The organism is Pseudoalteromonas sp. MMG005 (assembly GCF_018101015.1).
GTDB classification, from domain to species: Bacteria; Pseudomonadota; Gammaproteobacteria; order Enterobacterales; family Alteromonadaceae; genus Pseudoalteromonas; species Pseudoalteromonas aurantia.
Window position 1 is genome coordinate 34,265 of the sequence record NZ_JAGJEK010000026.1, and the last position, 15,536, is coordinate 49,800.

The 15,536-nt window shown below is 39.3% G+C and carries 16 protein-coding genes and 1 tRNA gene; 7 read left to right on the forward strand and 10 right to left on the reverse strand.

The genetic code is table 11. The features are described 5' to 3' along the window. Positions 1-3 precede the first annotated feature (3 nt). Genes torT through J8M01_RS19420 form a run of 3 tightly spaced genes read left to right on the forward strand, consistent with a single transcriptional unit; the run spans position 4 to position 3,092 of the window. On the forward strand, positions 4-1,212 hold the full coding sequence (torT, locus tag J8M01_RS19410) for a TMAO reductase system periplasmic protein TorT (RefSeq protein WP_211059020.1): 1,209 nt from the start codon (positions 4-6) through the stop codon (positions 1,210-1,212). Continuing rightward, positions 1,202-2,659: a HAMP domain-containing sensor histidine kinase gene (locus tag J8M01_RS19415; protein WP_211059021.1), complete on the forward strand. Its 1,458-nt coding sequence runs from the start codon at positions 1,202-1,204 to the stop codon at positions 2,657-2,659. Before torT ends, J8M01_RS19415 begins: the two co-directional genes overlap by 11 nt. Positions 2,660-2,687: 28 nt before the next feature. Further along, positions 2,688-3,092: a response regulator gene (locus J8M01_RS19420; RefSeq protein WP_192507418.1), complete on the forward strand. Its 405-nt coding sequence runs from the start codon at positions 2,688-2,690 to the stop codon at positions 3,090-3,092. A 92-nt stretch (positions 3,093-3,184) separates the two neighbouring features. Here the strand turns inward: J8M01_RS19420 and J8M01_RS19425 are convergent, their stop codons facing one another. The 6 genes from J8M01_RS19425 to J8M01_RS19450 all read right to left on the reverse strand — a co-directional run bounded on the left by J8M01_RS19425 (position 3,185) and on the right by J8M01_RS19450 (position 7,102). Then, on the reverse strand, positions 3,185-3,904 hold the full coding sequence (locus tag J8M01_RS19425; protein WP_211059022.1) for a HAMP domain-containing sensor histidine kinase: 720 nt from the start codon (positions 3,902-3,904) through the stop codon (positions 3,185-3,187). Positions 3,905-4,301: 397 nt separating this feature from the next. After that, the gene (locus J8M01_RS19430) at positions 4,302-4,919 is read right to left on the reverse strand and encodes an FKBP-type peptidyl-prolyl cis-trans isomerase (RefSeq protein WP_210997579.1); all 618 of its coding nucleotides are present in this window, start codon (positions 4,917-4,919) and stop codon (positions 4,302-4,304) included. A 74-nt stretch (positions 4,920-4,993) separates the two neighbouring features. After that, positions 4,994-5,362: a hypothetical protein gene (locus J8M01_RS19435; RefSeq protein WP_211059023.1), complete on the reverse strand. Its 369-nt coding sequence runs from the start codon at positions 5,360-5,362 to the stop codon at positions 4,994-4,996. 49 nt (positions 5,363-5,411) lie between these two features. After that, positions 5,412-5,502 (reverse strand) — tRNA-Ser (locus J8M01_RS19440). Between the two features lie 66 nt (positions 5,503-5,568). Beyond that, positions 5,569-5,940, reverse strand: a complete 372-nt coding sequence (locus J8M01_RS19445) for a hypothetical protein (RefSeq protein WP_192507414.1) — start codon at positions 5,938-5,940, stop codon at positions 5,569-5,571. A gap of 175 nt (positions 5,941-6,115) precedes the next feature. Further along, complete coding sequence (locus tag J8M01_RS19450; RefSeq protein ID WP_211051932.1) at positions 6,116-7,102, reverse strand: rhodanese-related sulfurtransferase; 987 nt, start codon at positions 7,100-7,102, stop codon at positions 6,116-6,118. Positions 7,103-7,319: 217 nt separating this feature from the next. On the opposite strand from J8M01_RS19450, the gene J8M01_RS19455 reads away from it, so the two are divergent. The 4 genes from J8M01_RS19455 (at position 7,320) to J8M01_RS19470 (ending at position 12,997) form a co-directional block, all read left to right on the forward strand. Further along, complete coding sequence (locus J8M01_RS19455; RefSeq protein ID WP_210997582.1) at positions 7,320-8,645, forward strand: DEAD/DEAH box helicase; 1,326 nt, start codon at positions 7,320-7,322, stop codon at positions 8,643-8,645. Then, entirely contained in the window at positions 8,642-9,475 is an 834-nt protein-coding gene (locus J8M01_RS19460) for a S1-like domain-containing RNA-binding protein (protein ID WP_211059064.1), read from the forward strand. Before J8M01_RS19455 ends, J8M01_RS19460 begins: the two co-directional genes overlap by 4 nt. Positions 9,476-9,622: 147 nt before the next feature. Further along, positions 9,623-10,021 carry a hypothetical protein gene (locus J8M01_RS19465; protein WP_211059024.1) on the forward strand — a complete coding sequence of 133 codons (399 nt, stop codon included), beginning with the start codon at positions 9,623-9,625 and terminating at the stop codon, positions 10,019-10,021. A gap of 468 nt (positions 10,022-10,489) precedes the next feature. Further along, on the forward strand, positions 10,490-12,997 hold the full coding sequence (locus J8M01_RS19470; RefSeq protein WP_211059025.1) for a TonB-dependent receptor: 2,508 nt from the start codon (positions 10,490-10,492) through the stop codon (positions 12,995-12,997). A 65-nt stretch (positions 12,998-13,062) separates the two neighbouring features. Here J8M01_RS19470 and J8M01_RS19475 read toward each other — a convergent pair whose 3' ends face one another. The 4 genes from J8M01_RS19475 to J8M01_RS19490 form a co-directional block, all read right to left on the reverse strand. Continuing rightward, complete coding sequence (locus J8M01_RS19475; RefSeq protein WP_192507409.1) at positions 13,063-13,635, reverse strand: tRNA-(ms[2]io[6]A)-hydroxylase; 573 nt, start codon at positions 13,633-13,635, stop codon at positions 13,063-13,065. Positions 13,636-13,742: 107 nt separating this feature from the next. Next, positions 13,743-14,375 (reverse strand): sulfotransferase, encoded by a 633-nt coding sequence (locus J8M01_RS19480; protein ID WP_211059026.1) that lies wholly within the window; start codon positions 14,373-14,375, stop codon positions 13,743-13,745. Further along, entirely contained in the window at positions 14,375-14,749 is a 375-nt protein-coding gene (locus J8M01_RS19485; RefSeq protein ID WP_211059027.1) for an MAPEG family protein, read from the reverse strand. The genes J8M01_RS19480 and J8M01_RS19485 overlap by 1 nt, the downstream gene beginning before the upstream one ends. 70 nt (positions 14,750-14,819) lie before the next feature. Continuing rightward, positions 14,820-15,530, reverse strand: coding sequence for an SIMPL domain-containing protein (locus J8M01_RS19490; protein WP_211059028.1), 711 nt, complete (start codon positions 15,528-15,530; stop codon positions 14,820-14,822). Between the last annotated feature and the right edge of the window lie 6 nt (positions 15,531-15,536).

Consider the following 15,536-nt stretch of genomic DNA (forward strand, 5'->3'; position numbering starts at 1 on the left):
GTTATGATACGTTACACATGGTTAATTACCGCCTTAAGTATTTCTATTTATAGCAATGTACCCAAAGCGAAAGAAGCGCCGCTTGATGTTAAGAGTTACTATGGCCACTATGACACAAAAAATAAGGTTGCTGGAAAACCTTCTCCAAGCTTATCAAAAGCCATTATTGAAAAATGGAAGTCACCAGTTCAAGCGAACGCACCGTACAACCTAGCAATATTGTTTCCTCATTTGAAAGACCCATTTTGGGTTGCCGTAAATTATGGGGTATTTAAACAAGCTGAAAAGTTTGGAATTGGCGCAGAGTTATTTTTAGCCGGTGGCTATCGTAACCTTGGCCGTCAAGTCATTCAGCTAGAAAACGTATTGAAACATAAAGACGCTTACGATGGTGTCATTATTGGTGCGGTACAGTTTAAGAAAAGCAAGTTAGAAGACATATACAAAAAGCTAACCGCTGCAGGCATGCCCATAGTCTCCGTGATTAACGATAGCTTTACCCCTACTATTAATGCTAAATCTCTGGTTTCATGGGAAGAGCTAGGCTTTCAAGCCGGTAAGTACCTAATAGAACATGCAAAACAAAAAAGCGTCACAGTCTTAGTGATGCCTGGACCTAAGGGTACAGGTTGGGCACCTGACAGTTTAAATGGATTCAACAAAGCATTGGCACAAGCAAGTGATCAACACAACGCTAAAGTGCTTCCGGCAATTTGGGGCGATACAGGAGATAAAACCCAACGGCATTTACTTAACTTTATTCTAGAAAAACATGACAAAATCGACTATTTAGTAGCTAACGCAATAGCCGTTAATGCCATGGTGACCAAGGGACCCAATGGTGAACCTGCGCCGATTGAAACGTTCAAGAATAAGCATCCTGAGATAAAAATAATTTCAACCTATATTATTCAAGATGTTTTTGATCATATCACCGCAGGAAGAGTGTTGGCATCGTCAACTGACTTAATGAAACAACAAGGTCAAATTGCAGTAGACATGATGATAAAGCTATTAAACGGCGACCAGGTAGGTAGTAAAGAAAGTAACTTCCCATTTCGTGCCGGACCAATCGTCCCTATAATTTCTCAGGACAACATTCAACAGTGGCCATATGAATACTTATTTGGCGAGAGAGAGTTTAAAGCAATTCATGTACTGCCAATCAATCAACCTGTTTTGTTACAGCAGCGGAGTACAAATGAAAGCTAATACAAAATGGAAAGATACGCTGGCAGCTAAATTACTAGTAAAGGTTTTTCAATATTACATTTTTATAACCGTCATTGTGACACTCGCACATATGTCAATGGACTTTTCATTTACAAAAGATATTGTTGAAGATGATTTAAAAGTTTTTCATACATCTTTTGAACCAGGGTTAAGTGTTGCACTTTGGAATCAGGAAGATGACGCATTACAAAGTAGCCTGCTTGCGATATATCATGTTCCCCAAATAGAAGGTGCAAAAATTATTGATGAGAATGGCAACTTTGTGACAGCAATTGGTTATGTCAAAAACGAACATGGTCAAGTGACTTATTATGATCCGAATACGTTGTCACATAATGAGTCGATAAGTGGTGATTCACAAAGCTTATTTTCTTATTCAAATAATATCCATCATCAAGAAGATAATATTAAATATTTAATCGGTAATTTGATCCTCTATTCATCCGATAACATTGTTTTTTCTCAGGTACAGTACGGATATATATTTATTGTTATAAACTCAATAATAAAAACTCTCGCACTGTGGTTGATAGTTTTGTGGCAAAGCAAGCCACTGATATATGACCCCCTTAATCAAATATCCAACAGGCTTAAATCAGAACGCCCTGATACCTTATCAGACCTTCACTTTGACATCTCAAAAAAAGAAAATGGTGAGTTATTATTATTAAAAAACGCGCTGAATAAAATTTTCAAAATGTTAGCGCTATCAATTAAGGAAAGAGACATAGCTCTTAATAAAGCGACTCAACGCAACGAAGAACTATCACAATTTTCATATCGAACATCACATGATTTAAAAGCACCTTTAGTAACAGTTAGGCGGCTGTCACACATCATAATTGAAGATGTTAATAGCGGAGATTATGAAGAAGTTGAATTGAACGCAAACAGAATAGCAACACATGTATCACGACTGGAAAACTTAGTCACCGATATTCTAGACTTAGCTCGTGCGGATTTAGAAATCACAGAGCATGAAACGGTCGTTCTTTCTCAGGTACTTACCGATGTAAAAGAAACTCTATCAGGTGTTTACATCGAAGATGATGTTCAAATAATAGATGATATTGACCCAGAGTTAAGGGTGTATGTACCCAGAGCCCGTATTAACCAAATACTTGAGAATTTACTTTCAAATGCTTTGAAGTATAAGGACCCTTGTAAATTAAAGTGTTATGTGAAAGTTTCCGCACAAAACACCGGTGACGAAGTCTTGGTGGTCATTGAAGATAATGGTGTTGGGATCCCGCTGAAATATCAAACCCAAGTATTTCAAATGTTTCAGCGTTTCCACCCCGAAGTATCATTTGGTAGTGGCCTAGGTATGTATATTGTTAAAAAACATATAGATAATTTATCTGCAAATATTAATTTTACGAGCTCTGAAAAAGGAACTCGTTTCGAACTAACCTTTAAAAATTGAGTGATATATTGTGAAAAAAGTGTCGGTTATGATTATTGATGATGAGTCTACTGATAGGTATATTCTAAAACGTGTGTTGAAAAAATCAGATAAGACAGGCCAAATATTTGAAGCATCTAATGGTCAAGAGGCTTTGTTGTTTTTGGCCGAGCATGAGCGTGGCATTAAAGAATTCCCAGACTCCTTTCCGCCATTAATTGTATTTTTAGATATCAACATGCCAATTATGGGAGGGTTTGAATTTTTGGAGGAGTTTTCAAAATTAAGGAAAAATAAAACGATCTATCAAACATGCTTTTTTGCGATGTTTACCTCCTCAGATATGCAACAAGATATTGAAAGAGCCGAGTCATTTGAATTTGTAAAAGGCTACATCTCTAAAGCCACTTTCACATTAGAAAAGTATAAAGCGATACTGGCTCAACTAAATTGAACAATACGTCTTTTGTGGTTTACCTCCAATCTGACAATGTCATGTAGAAAAAGGTCAGGTTGGAGCAAGCCTTTGTTTGTATTGCGGTTAGACTAGCACCCATTGCTTGGCCAATCACAAATAAATGTAGAACCAGCCTTACCATCAGACTCTACTGTAATTTTGCCCCCTTGATGCTCTAATATTTTCTTCCCAATAGCCAAGCCCATGCCACTGCCTTCAACCTCATCTCTAGCTCTTAGCGTTTGAAATTGCTCAAATATAATATCTTGATTTTTAATAGGGATCCCACAGCCATCATCTTCAATAAAGATACGATACATATTGGCTTGCTTTTCATAATGCACTTTAATACATCCGCACTTATTTGGATGGTGTTTAACTGCATTCGAAATAAGAATATTGATAACTTGATTAAATAAAGTGCGTGGTAATGTTACCCGTCCAGAATCAATATCAAATTTAAAACGATGCGCATCAAATTGCTCAACACAATACACAACCGCTTCATTGAAATCAAAATCTGAATACACTTCTCGGTGTTTACCTACACGAGAGTACATCAGTAAGTCCGTTATCATTTGTTGCAGCCGTTCAGCTCGACTATTAATAAGCATAAGGTTAGTTTGGCTTTCTTCGTCGATATTCAAACCGATATCTTCTAATACCCAGGTCGTTAAATTCGCGATGGCATTGACTGGGCTTCTCAATTCATGAGAAGCCAGATAAATAAAATCCGCTAGCTCCTTTTTGGCCAACTCAAGCTCCGACTGCAAGCGCTTATTTTCTGTTTCGAGGCTTTTGTCGCTCATGACTTTCAAATTATTTTTGATAGCAGTTGTCCTTCTTTAGTTTATGCCTACTTAAATACATAGTCGAAAACCGAGAAATATGTATTACATGCTTATTATATTGTAGTAACACAAGTAAAACATATACAAGCTAGCTCACACTTCACCCCTGAAGCAATGATTTATAAGTCTGTTACACAATATCGCTAGACATCAGTGGCGATAGCCATACTAACACCAGGTAATTAATGGCGCACACTTTCAAGTATTATGATGCATCCTCTCCCTAAGGTTGGTTATGCTGGAATTCACCTACCAATATAATAGGCACTATATTGGCAAAGCCTACGAGCAATATTTGGGCAAAAAAATACCCAGCCTAGCTGGGTATTTACAAAAATTAACTTTATTTCGTCAATTATAGAATTTCTAGTAACTCAACATCAAATACAAGTGTTGAGAAAGGTGCGATTGATGCACCTGCGCCACGCTCACCGTAAGCAAGCTCATGTGGAATGTATAAACGCCACTTTGAACCAGCCGGCATAAGTTGTAGTGCTTCAGTCCAGCCAGCGATAACGCCATTTACTGGGAATTCAGCTGGCTCACCACGATCATATGAGCTATCAAATACTGTACCATTGATTAATGTACCGTGATAATGAACACGTACTTTAGAATCAGCTACCGGCTTTTCACCTTCGCCAGTTGTAACAACTTCATACTGAAGACCTGATTCAGTTACAGTAATTTCAGTGCGCTTTGCATTTTCTTCAAGGAATGAAATACCTTCAGCTGCAAGTACTTTAGATTCTTCTTCACGACGAGTTTGAATTTCAGTATTGATTTTTTCAAATGCAGCTTGGATCTCAGGGATCTCAACACGCATTGCTTCACCAGCATAAGCGTCTTTCATACCTTCAAATACTGAGTGCAAGTTTAAACCTTCAAAAGGGTTTGCTTTAAGTTGCTCACCCATTTGTAAACCAATACCGTAGCTTGCTTTTTCAGCATCTGTATTAAATAAATCTGACATTCTTAATTTCACTTTTTTGTTTCTATTAAAAGACCCGCGCAGTGTAACATAGCCATTATCGAGTTTAAATGCGATTAATCGAGCTTCTCAGCCTGCCATTGCTTGATTTGCAACACAGTATAAGTGGCAAAAGGCAAGCTAACGAGTAACCCGGCGATTAATTCAGCACTATACCCTGACAGTGTTTCAGAAAAGTAATAACCAAACCCAAACACACCACAGAGACTGATAACTATCGCGCTGAATAATGGTGATAGTTTCTCATATTTACTGATCAAGTGACCGACAAGTAAATTAAATAGAAATGTATAGACGAGTGTAGTTACTAAATTCGGGTCTTGCTGGCCATCAATTGATAATACCAAAGCCATTTCTAAGCCACTTAAATAAAAGAAACTAAATACTATCCACAACGCACAATGTTTAACTAAATCAATAGACATACAAGCTCCAAACGAAAAAAACCGCCGTTAGGCGGTTTTTAGAATGAGGTGGCGGAGAGATAGGGATTTGAACCCTAGAAGGGCTACAAACCCTTGCCGGTTTTCAAGACCGGTGCTTTCGACCACTCAGCCATCTCTCCGTTGTTGGCGCGAATACTAGTGGTTTTTTATGGCAGTGTAAAGAAAAACATAATTTTTTTGAATTATTAATAATACTGTTTCGGTCTGCGAGCAAACCACGCCCCGCACATACACAAACAAAATAAGCCTAAACTCACCAATGTAAAATTGATTGCAACAACAGAAAACTCTTTGACAGGTAACGCTACATTAAGTGCTAGTGGCAATAAAGAAAGGCTACCAACAAATAGCAGTACTTTTAATGCTCGATAAAATTCGAATCGACGGCTATAATTCATCCATCCAGACAAAGCACTAACAATAACTCCGGATGCAATAAGTGCAAGTTTGACTTCAGACGTATTAGAAAAGATATACGTACTTATTAATGAGCCTATTAAGCCCCAACTAAGCCATACCCACCAGCTTTCTCGTTCTTTTAAAAATAAATTACCCATGATCTGACTTCTATTATTGTTTTTCAGACAGCTATAGACTACCAAATAAATCGGGCATAAAACAACCATTGATATAATATTCATAATTAGCGCTAAGTCTTGACGGATATAGGCGCATTTAAACCAAAAAAGCCTTAGTTTACACTAAGGCCTTTTTAAAAAATGCAATAATAAATTATGCAGATTTTTTACGTTGAGAAGCTTTTTGAGCCTGTTTTTGTTCTTTTCTCTGACGAAGTACTTCTTGTGCTTCGTGGCCGATATGCCCTTCTCCGCGCTCCTGTGCTAATTGAATTTGCTTTTGGCGCTCAGCAAATCGTGCTCGTTGCTCGTCGGTTAAGCTATCATGACAATGATGACAAGACACGCCTTCCATGTAGTACTCTTGCTTCATTTCTTCTTCAGTAATAGGCATACGACATGCATGACATTGCTCATATGAGCCTTTTTGTAAATCATGATCCACTGCAACCCGGTTATCAAATACAAAACATTCGCCTTCCCATAAAGTTTCTTCTTTAGGGACTTCTTCTAAATATTTCAGTATGCCACCTTCCAAATGATAGACTTCATCAAAGCCCTGCTCCTTCATATAAGCCGTTGATTTTTCGCACCGGATCCCGCCAGTACAAAACATAGCCACTTTTTTATGTTTTTCAGGGTTGAGGTTATTTTCCGCCCACTCTGGAAATTCTCGGAAAGTTTTCGTTTTTGGGTCGATAGCGTGTTTAAAGGTCCCAATTTCAATTTCATAATCATTACGAGTATCAACCACTACGACCTCAGGATCCGAAATAAGCGCATTCCAGTCTTGTGGTTTAACATAACTACCAACGACTTCTAATGGATCAATCCCCTCAACACCCATAGTAACGATTTCTTTCTTAAGTTTTACTTTGGTGCGATAAAAAGGGCAAGTTTCATCAAAAGACTCTTTAGAAACAATATTATCTAAACCAGGTTGTGCTTCTAACCATGCTAGTAACGCATCAATTCCTTCGCGCTTTCCAGCCACGGTACCATTTATTCCTTCAAGTGCTAATAACAATGTGCCACGCACATCGTGTTGCTCCATGACATCATGTAATGGTTGACGTATTTGTTCAAAATTAGGTAACGAAACAAATTTATAAAGTGCACATACTACAAACGGTTTAGACATTGATATTCCTATAATCAGCTTTTTTTGTCTATTCTTGGGATTTTTTGACCCCATAGATCATTTAACCGGAACGTAAATCCGGCGCTAGAGCGCGTATTGTACGGATTTTTGTTTTAATTGCAAAAACCTTGCTAACAAAGCGCTTTTTACTATTAGTGAACGGCTTAGCTTTGCTATAATGGCCTGTCATAAAAAAATTGTTTTGGAGAAAAACGCTTTGCACTTTACCGAACTGGGCATAGACACCCGATTAGAAACACAACTTGCACACCAAGGGATCACTTCACCAACTGAGATCCAAAGTCAGGCAGTACCAACTGCGATTGCTGGCCATGATGTGTTTGCTCAGTCTAAGACCGGATCGGGGAAAACGCTCGCGTTCTTGCTTCCTGCAATTCACCGCGTTATGAAACAACGAGCTCTCAGTAAACGAGACCCTCGAGTGCTCATTATTGCCCCAACTCGGGAGCTTGCAACCCAAGTATTTTCGCAATGTCGATTGTTAATTGCAGGAACGAGTATATCGGTTGTAAAAGTACTGGGTGGTGAAAACTTTAATGACCAAGTTAAAGCATTACGTAAAGATCCCCAAATAGTCATAGGTTCTCCGGGCCGAATTGCCGACCACTTAGAACAGCGCTCATTACAATTATCTGGTCTAGAGCTTCTTATATTTGATGAAGCCGATCGTATGCTTGATTTAGGGTTTGCTCCACAATTAAACCTTATTAATGAACAAGCTAACCACCGACTGCGCCAGACACTCTTATTCAGCGCGACACTCGATCATGCACAGGTAGAAGTTACGTCTCGCAATCTGTTACGTGCACCTAAAAAGATCATTTTAAGTGATGCGCATCAACAGCATGGTGATATCAAACAAACATTATTCTTTGCTGATCACCTTGATCATAAAGATGCATTATTAAAACACTTCGTGACCCAAGATAACGTAGGGCAATGTATCATTTTTACCGCAACGCGAAATGACACCGTGCGTATAAGTGAACTGCTGAATACACTGAAGATTAAAGCGGTTGCCCTTGCTGGTGACTTACCGCAAAATAAACGTCTCGATATTATGGATACATTTAGTCGAGGTTTATTTAAAGTTTTAGTAACGACCGATGTGGCATCTCGAGGTCTTGATTTGTTAAGTGTCACTCATGTAATTAACTTTGATTTACCCAAACAAGCCGAAGAATATGTCCACCGTATTGGCCGTACTGGCCGCGCTGGTTTCAAAGGCACCGCTATCTCATTAGTTGGTCCAAAAGATTGGAACAGCTTTGTTGCTATCAAAAATTACCTCAATGATACATTATCATTTGAAAGTGTTGATGGGCTAGAAGCTAAATTTAAAGGCTTTAGACCACCAAAACCTAAAACTACAAAATCAGAAAAAGTAAAACCCGCTCAACCTAAGGCGGCCAAAAAACCGCTGAGAAGAAAGCCAACAAAGCCTAAAAAGGCCATCCCTGCCCCATTTGATATTGACGGGCATGCTCCATTACGTCGTAAACCAAAGCCAACAGAGGAATAACCATGCTGGGTAGCATTCAAAATTTAATGATCAATGAATTATGTGCCGAAGGCGCATACCTAGACGGTCGCGAGTTAGGCGAGGTTTTTTTACCTAAAGCTGAAGTTGAGTCTCATCTAGAGCTGGGTGATAGCATACAAGTCTTTATCTTCCAAGATTCTCAAGGCCATATGACCGGAACCACGCAGACACCCATTGCACAAGTGGATGAATTTGCACTGTTGCGCGTAAAAGAGATTAACAGCTTTGGGGCATTTCTTGATTTGGGTATCAGTAAAGATATCCTCGCGCCTTTCAATGAACAAAAGCCAAAAATGCGCGATGGTCATAGTTACTTAGTTAAGTTATATCTTGATAATGCGAGTCAACGATTATGTGCTTCCAGTAACATCAATAAATTTGTTAATAAAATAGAGCCCGAATATACACCACTAGAAGAAGTCAATTTAATTGTCGCCTCAAAAACTGATATTGGTTATAAGGTGATTATTAATGAGCAGCATTTAGGTGTTATATTTTTCAATACTATATTCAAGCGTATGTTTATCGGCCAAAAGCTTAAAGGCTTTGTCAAAACAGTACGCGAAGATGGTAAAATTGATGTCGTACTTGAAAAGCCAGGTATGGCAAAGGTGACCGGTTTAAGTGAGCAGATTTTAGCAGAACTCACTGCCAAAGGTGGCTTTATACCCCTTGGTGATAAGTCAGATCCAGAACTCATAAGAAAAACTTTCTCGACCAGTAAAGCAAACTTTAAAAAAGCAATTGGTGGTTTGTTGAAGCAAGGTAAAATTGATATCGAAGCTAAATCAATTACCCTACGAAAATAATTTGCAACCATACCTAAAGGCCCACTATTCAGCGGGCCTAGTAAACGCGTTTGAGTGCATTTGCTCTTCCCTCTAAATCATGACACTTTTTTACAAATATACTACGTATTTATAGCTATACTAACACCCTGATAAAAAAGGATATGTATGAAAAGTACGATTGGATGTATCATTATCTGTATCACGCAAACTGGGTGTATTTTTGTGCCTAAGGATGTCACCTATTATGATGAAAAATGCCAAGTTTATGCGAAGAAGAGTACGCTTGAATCGTCAAATAAAATGATCACGCTAAGTGCATGTGGAAATGAAGTAACGTGTGGCGCAGCACTTGCGAGCGCAGGGTTAGTCAGTGCAGCTAGCTTGGTGGTATCAGGATCCATTTCTGTGATTGCCAACACGGTTTACTGGATTGAAAAAGAAAAAGGCTGTATCACTGACACGCAAAAGAAAGTACACCCTAAACAGCAGCTCGTACCAAAACCAACTGATACGTTACATGACATTTCTGTTAAAGAAGAAATAGTCACAAGTGAGCGCACCTAAAAAGCTTGAACTATCCATATTATTCCAATAGTGAAGAACACTATATATTCAGAGCTTTATGCAAACCGCCTAACTATCAAACACCGTACGATGAAAATGCAACTAAGCTGTGTTCACTTAATGACTGTAGCTCATACATCCAAATAATTTCCCCATCATAAACCCCTAAACGACATTCCCTAATGACGGTGGTATGTACAATAGTGAAAAGTCAAAATTTGTAACGCATTCTTGCCACAAAGTACATACTTTAAACAATAAGCTGGGCAAAGTATCATAAGCAACTTGTATGCTTTAGGTACCTTATTCGTAAGCCATTCATGAATTAATAATTACAGTTATATCTTATAATAAAATGTAATTTTGCTTACTTATGCGATAAGATTACCATCCAGCCCCTTTTAAATTATTACCACTTTTCATAAATCTATGAATAGTTCCTCCCATTTACTAATTCAAGGAAAGACCATGCCCAAGCTTACCTTTTTGGCCACATCAATAGCTGTTACCCTTACTGTTTTGAGCACGAGTGCTGAGTCAACTGAGCAACAAATAAAATTAACCACGGAAGTAATAGAAGTTACAGGCACACGTAGAAGCTTACGAAGCATTTCAGAAAGCACTGTACCTGTTGATATTATAGGTATTGATGACATGGAAAGTTCAGGTCAACTTGAGTTGAGTCAAGTATTAACTACTTTGATCCCAAGTTTTAATTTTCCGAATTCACAATTGGCCGATGGCACTGATCATGCCAGACCGGCTGTATTACGAGGGTTAGCACCCGACCATACTCTGGTACTTATTAATGGTAAACGTCGCCATGCTGGAGCGCTACTTAACTTAAATGGCACCGTAGGGCGTGGCTCATCCGCTGTAGATTTAAATACAATACCAACAGCTGCCATTAAACGCATTGAAGTGTTACGAGATGGCGCCGCCGCCCAATACGGTTCAGATGCAATTGCTGGCGTTATCAACATCATACTGAAAGATGCTAATCATGGTGGCAGCATGTCGTTAACCTATGGGCAGCATGATACCCAAATGGCAGGCTCTGCGCAGCTAACACAAATCTATGCTGACGAAGCAGGTGATCTGGCCTTCAAAAAAGGCAGCGATAGAAAACGAGTTGATGGTGAGACAGCCACTTTCAGTGCCAATATTGGCTTTAGACCGTTCGAACATGGATTTATTAATCTCGCAGCTGAACTAAGGGACAAAAATGCCACTAACCGCTCTGGTATTGACCAACGTGAACAATATGCGCGTGACGGAAACGATAATCTTGACACAAGAGAGTTCTCAGCACAGCGTTATAATCACCGCTTTGGTAAGCCAGAAACCCAAGACCTCGCACTATTTTACAATGCAGGTTTAACGCTTGATGGTGATGCTCAGCTATATTCTTTTGGCAGTTACTCAGTCCGCGAAGGAAACTCAGGGGGGTTCTTTAGACGTGCAAAAGACAGTAGAAATGTTTCTGAAGTATACCCTGATGGATTTTTACCTCAAATAGAGTCTGATGTAAAAGACCTTTCTTTTGCTATTGGTATTTCTGGAACTCACGGAAACTGGGATTATGATTTAAGTACAAATTACGGTCGGAATGACTTTTCATTCGCGGTGGTCAATAGTATTAATACTTCTATGGGCCTTGCGAGCCCAACAGAATTCGATAATGGCGCGCTTATTTATGGACAATGGCTAGTTAATGCTCAAGCAAAAACAGATTTTGATTTAGGCTTGTACGACAGTGTATTTTTTACCGTCGGTGGTGAGTATAGAGATGAAAACTACAAGATCAACGCTGGCGAACTTGCGTCATACCTTACAGTGCTTGATTCACAAGGCCTACCTGTTGCCGCAGGAGGCGCACAAGTACTTGCTGGTTTCTCACCGGCCAGCGCGGTGAACGAATCAAGAGATAACATTGCATTGTTTGCCGAATTTGATACATATATCAATGAAAGCGTAAACGTCATATTCGCAACCCGTTTTGAAGATTATAGCGATTTCGGTTCAACATTAACGGGAAAACTAGCATCGCGTTATGTCGTAAACGAACAACTATCGTTGCGCGGTGCCATTAGTTCTGGATTCAGAGCGCCTTCATTGGCACAAACGTCCTATAAATCTGTAGCCACTGTTTTTGAAAATGGCGTGCCCAATGAAGTTGGCTTATTCCCCGTTAATACAGCTGCCGCCCAAGCGCTTGGCGCTAAGCCGCTAGAAGCTGAAAAGTCCACCAATATGACCGGTGGGTTTATTTATGAACGCGACCAATTTAGCTTTACGCTCGATGCTTACCAAATAGATATCAACGACCGAATTGTACTATCTGAAAACTTAAGTGGATCCGCGGTAGAGCAAATATTAACAGAGGCAGGTGAGAATAATATTCAGCGGGTACGCTACTTCACCAATGCCATTGATTCTCGTACTAAGGGGGTCGATATAGTAGCGACTTACAATTTTGATGTTAAAAACCTAGGCCAATTAAGGCTCAGTGCCGCGATAAACTTTAATGATACTGACGTTACAAATGTCAAAGCAAACCCTGCAGAACTTTCAGCATTAGGTGAAAGTTATCAGTACTTTGCGCGTCGCGAAATTGCCCGTTTTGAAGAAGGTACACCTAAAGACAAATGGAACCTTGTTGCAAAGTGGCACTATCAGCAATTTACGACAACGCTAAAAGCAACACGTTATGGAGAAGTGGTTGATTCATCGAGCAACATTGATAACGACGAGGTGCTTGCAGCAAAATGGATCGCAGACTTAGATGTCGCTTACCGCATTAACGAGCAATGGCGCATTGCCATGGGGGCAAACAACCTATTTGACCAATATCCTCAGGATACCGTTAGTAATATTGGATTTAGTAACTTTAATCAAATATTCCCCTACTCTGGCTTTTCAGCTTACAACACCGATGGGCGTTTTGTTTACGCGAAAGCATCTGTCACCTTTTAATACGCCACCATTAAAAAAGCCAAACAACAGTTTGGCTTTATATTTCTTTTAGTTTGAGAAAGACTCTAGTGCAACGCAGCTGTAAATGGAATACTCTTACAGATCTCAGCTTCGGCAATTAACACCTCTTCTAAGCGCGTATCAATGAGTGCTTTATCGAAGTATTCATACGCCAATTCAACAAATAGATTTTTATGCTTTTCTTCTGATTTAGCAATGGCCACATAAAACTCTTTTTCTTTGCCTTCAGGCAAAGCTTCTGCGACCAAAGAGAACCGTTCGTGTCCTCTCGCTTCTATAACAGCAGCAACCAATAGACGGTCAATTAAAAATTCGTCTTTACCGTTTCTAAAAATGGCTCTAATTTTTTTTATATAGGGGTCTTTTTGATCATTACCTAAAATTATTTCTCGCTCATTCAGCAACTTTAACACTTGTTTAAAATGGATCATTTCTTCAATTGCGAGATCAGCCATCGCCTTCACTAATTTTATTCTGTCTGGATAATGGCTCAACATAGACATGGCCATACCTGATGCTTTCTTTTCTGCTGCGGCGTGATCTTGTAAAAAGGTGCCAAAGTCTTCAAGTACTTTATGTGTCCATTCAAATGGTGTGTGATATTTTAATTCAAACATACTTACTTCTCTTTTATCCTACCTTTCTACTCATTCATAAATATCTAGTAAAAAGCACTAACTAAAAATTGTGTGCATTCTATCGCACATACCAGCGATGACAAAGGCTAAACTGGCGATAATAACACCGTATCTTTATCGACTTTTCCTTCACGAGTAGAAGACACTTTGAGTGGGTGTTTTATCATATTCCAAGCCGTCACTTTGCCCTTTTTATTCAAAAACGGCATTGTCGCTTGCGTTTCTACCTGTAAAAATTCAGCAAGCTGACTCATTGCATCATCCGTCGCTAAATTTAATTCAATATAATCGTGGTTGTGTTCATTGAAAAAATTAATCGCTAATGCTTTATGCTCATTGTAACACTGTGTTAGAAATTGATTATCGCTTGTATTATTAGGCGTGAGGCCATAAAACGTCGTTAAATAGCACCGCTTAATGGTGTCATTAAATCCACCTTGCTCACTAAATAAATTGTTCGACATACGTGTTAGTAACTGCGATATAGAAGGAAGCCACTGGTCAAGCGCTCTATCCAAGTATATGTATTTGGCATCTGGATAGCGATTAGCTAACATTCGATAATCATTAAAGACTGGGGTGTCTGCTAAGACTTCAGCATTTTGAAACGTTTGTCTCGTATAAGCGGTATGTGCTGTCTTAAACCCCAGCTCTAAACATGCTACACATACGCTCGTCGTACCTGTTCTAGGCAGGCCCACTATAAACACTTTTTTCATTAAACGATATACACTATTAAACTCGTTGCACTGAGCCCTAATAATACCAAAAACGTTAACGCCATGCCCACGACTCGAAGTTTTAAATTCTCTCGCTTAATCGCTTGCCAATGAATAACCCTAGCTACAAGAAACACAACGCCAGCAGTATGCACTACCCAAGAGCTAATACCTTGAAACTCTAATATAAATAATAATATAAGGGTAAGCGGAGTATACTCACTAAAATTTGCATGGGCCCTAATGGCATTCGTTAAAGACCGATTTCCACCATCCCCAAGCCCTACTTTTTGTTTTTTGCGAATAGCTATAATTTCAAAGCTTAATTTAATATAAAATAATATAAGCAAAGCCGCATACAGGCTGATCGTCATTGGTCACCTTGTCATAAATTAGTGTAAAGTGACCAATATAGCGAAAATAACCGTGGAGCACCGCTTTTATTTAGTTATCAATTGTGTACACCGCATAGACCTTGGCGTTTAGTGTTAATGCCCCAGTGTTGTAAGCTTGTTCAACATTTCCTGATGATGCATCCGTCAGCTTCATTGACTCAGTGCGTGCGTATGGCGTACGAGGTGTTTCCATGGGCGAGAATGATACAGAATACAAACCATCTAATTTAACTTCAAAATCACTCGCAAGCTCTTTTGCTGCCAATTTAGCATCCTTAATTGCCGCCTTGTTTAAGTCTTTCATTAACGTACTTCTATTACTGACTTCAAACTGGGTGTTATTAAACTCGTTAATGCCGGCATCAACCAATTTTTGTAGTAATACAGGATAGTCCTCAAGCTTTTTCAACGTCAATGTGAGTGTACGGCTGACTCGAAAACCCTCGAACTCTTCTTGATTAGTTGTGCGATTGTAACGAGTTTGCCTATAAACATTAAGCTGTTCAGCATGAATATCGTCCACTCGAATATGGTGAGACTTGGCGATAGCAATTGCATTGGCCATTATATCATCCACGGTTGTCTTTGCCTCTGGAAGCGCTTTACTTTTTTGGGTAATTGCAACTCGAATAACCGCTTGATCAGGTTGCACCTGCATGTGCGCATTGCCTTGGACATAAAGGTGAGGCGTTAGTGGCAAAGAGCCTGCATAACTGTGTGCACAAAACAGTGCTGCAACAACGGTCGAAATTAGTTTCATATTTGT

What these genes read in the sequence shown, in the direction of transcription:
- J8M01_RS19425 (WP_211059022.1), bottom strand. Translation starts at nt 3,904, where the DNA reads ATGAGCGACAAAAGCCTCGAAACAGAAAATAAGCGCTTGCAGTCGGAG.
- J8M01_RS19490 (WP_211059028.1), bottom strand. Translation starts at nt 15,530, where the DNA reads ATGAAACTAATTTCGACCGTTGTTGCAGCACTGTTTTGTGCACACAGT.
- J8M01_RS19480 (WP_211059026.1), bottom strand. Translation starts at nt 14,375, where the DNA reads ATGAAAAAAGTGTTTATAGTGGGCCTGCCTAGAACAGGTACGACGAGC.
- J8M01_RS19465 (WP_211059024.1), top strand. Translation starts at nt 9,623, where the DNA reads ATGAAAAGTACGATTGGATGTATCATTATCTGTATCACGCAAACTGGG.
- J8M01_RS19415 (WP_211059021.1), top strand. Translation starts at nt 1,202, where the DNA reads ATGAAAGCTAATACAAAATGGAAAGATACGCTGGCAGCTAAATTACTA.
- J8M01_RS19475 (WP_192507409.1), bottom strand. Translation starts at nt 13,635, where the DNA reads ATGTTTGAATTAAAATATCACACACCATTTGAATGGACACATAAAGTA.
- torT (WP_211059020.1), top strand. Translation starts at nt 4, where the DNA reads ATGATACGTTACACATGGTTAATTACCGCCTTAAGTATTTCTATTTAT.
- J8M01_RS19430 (WP_210997579.1), bottom strand. Translation starts at nt 4,919, where the DNA reads ATGTCAGATTTATTTAATACAGATGCTGAAAAAGCAAGCTACGGTATT.
- J8M01_RS19450 (WP_211051932.1), bottom strand. Translation starts at nt 7,102, where the DNA reads ATGTCTAAACCGTTTGTAGTATGTGCACTTTATAAATTTGTTTCGTTA.
- J8M01_RS19420 (WP_192507418.1), top strand. Translation starts at nt 2,688, where the DNA reads ATGATTATTGATGATGAGTCTACTGATAGGTATATTCTAAAACGTGTG.
- J8M01_RS19485 (WP_211059027.1), bottom strand. Translation starts at nt 14,749, where the DNA reads ATGACGATCAGCCTGTATGCGGCTTTGCTTATATTATTTTATATTAAA.
- J8M01_RS19470 (WP_211059025.1), top strand. Translation starts at nt 10,490, where the DNA reads ATGCCCAAGCTTACCTTTTTGGCCACATCAATAGCTGTTACCCTTACT.
- J8M01_RS19445 (WP_192507414.1), bottom strand. Translation starts at nt 5,940, where the DNA reads ATGGGTAATTTATTTTTAAAAGAACGAGAAAGCTGGTGGGTATGGCTT.
- J8M01_RS19435 (WP_211059023.1), bottom strand. Translation starts at nt 5,362, where the DNA reads ATGTCTATTGATTTAGTTAAACATTGTGCGTTGTGGATAGTATTTAGT.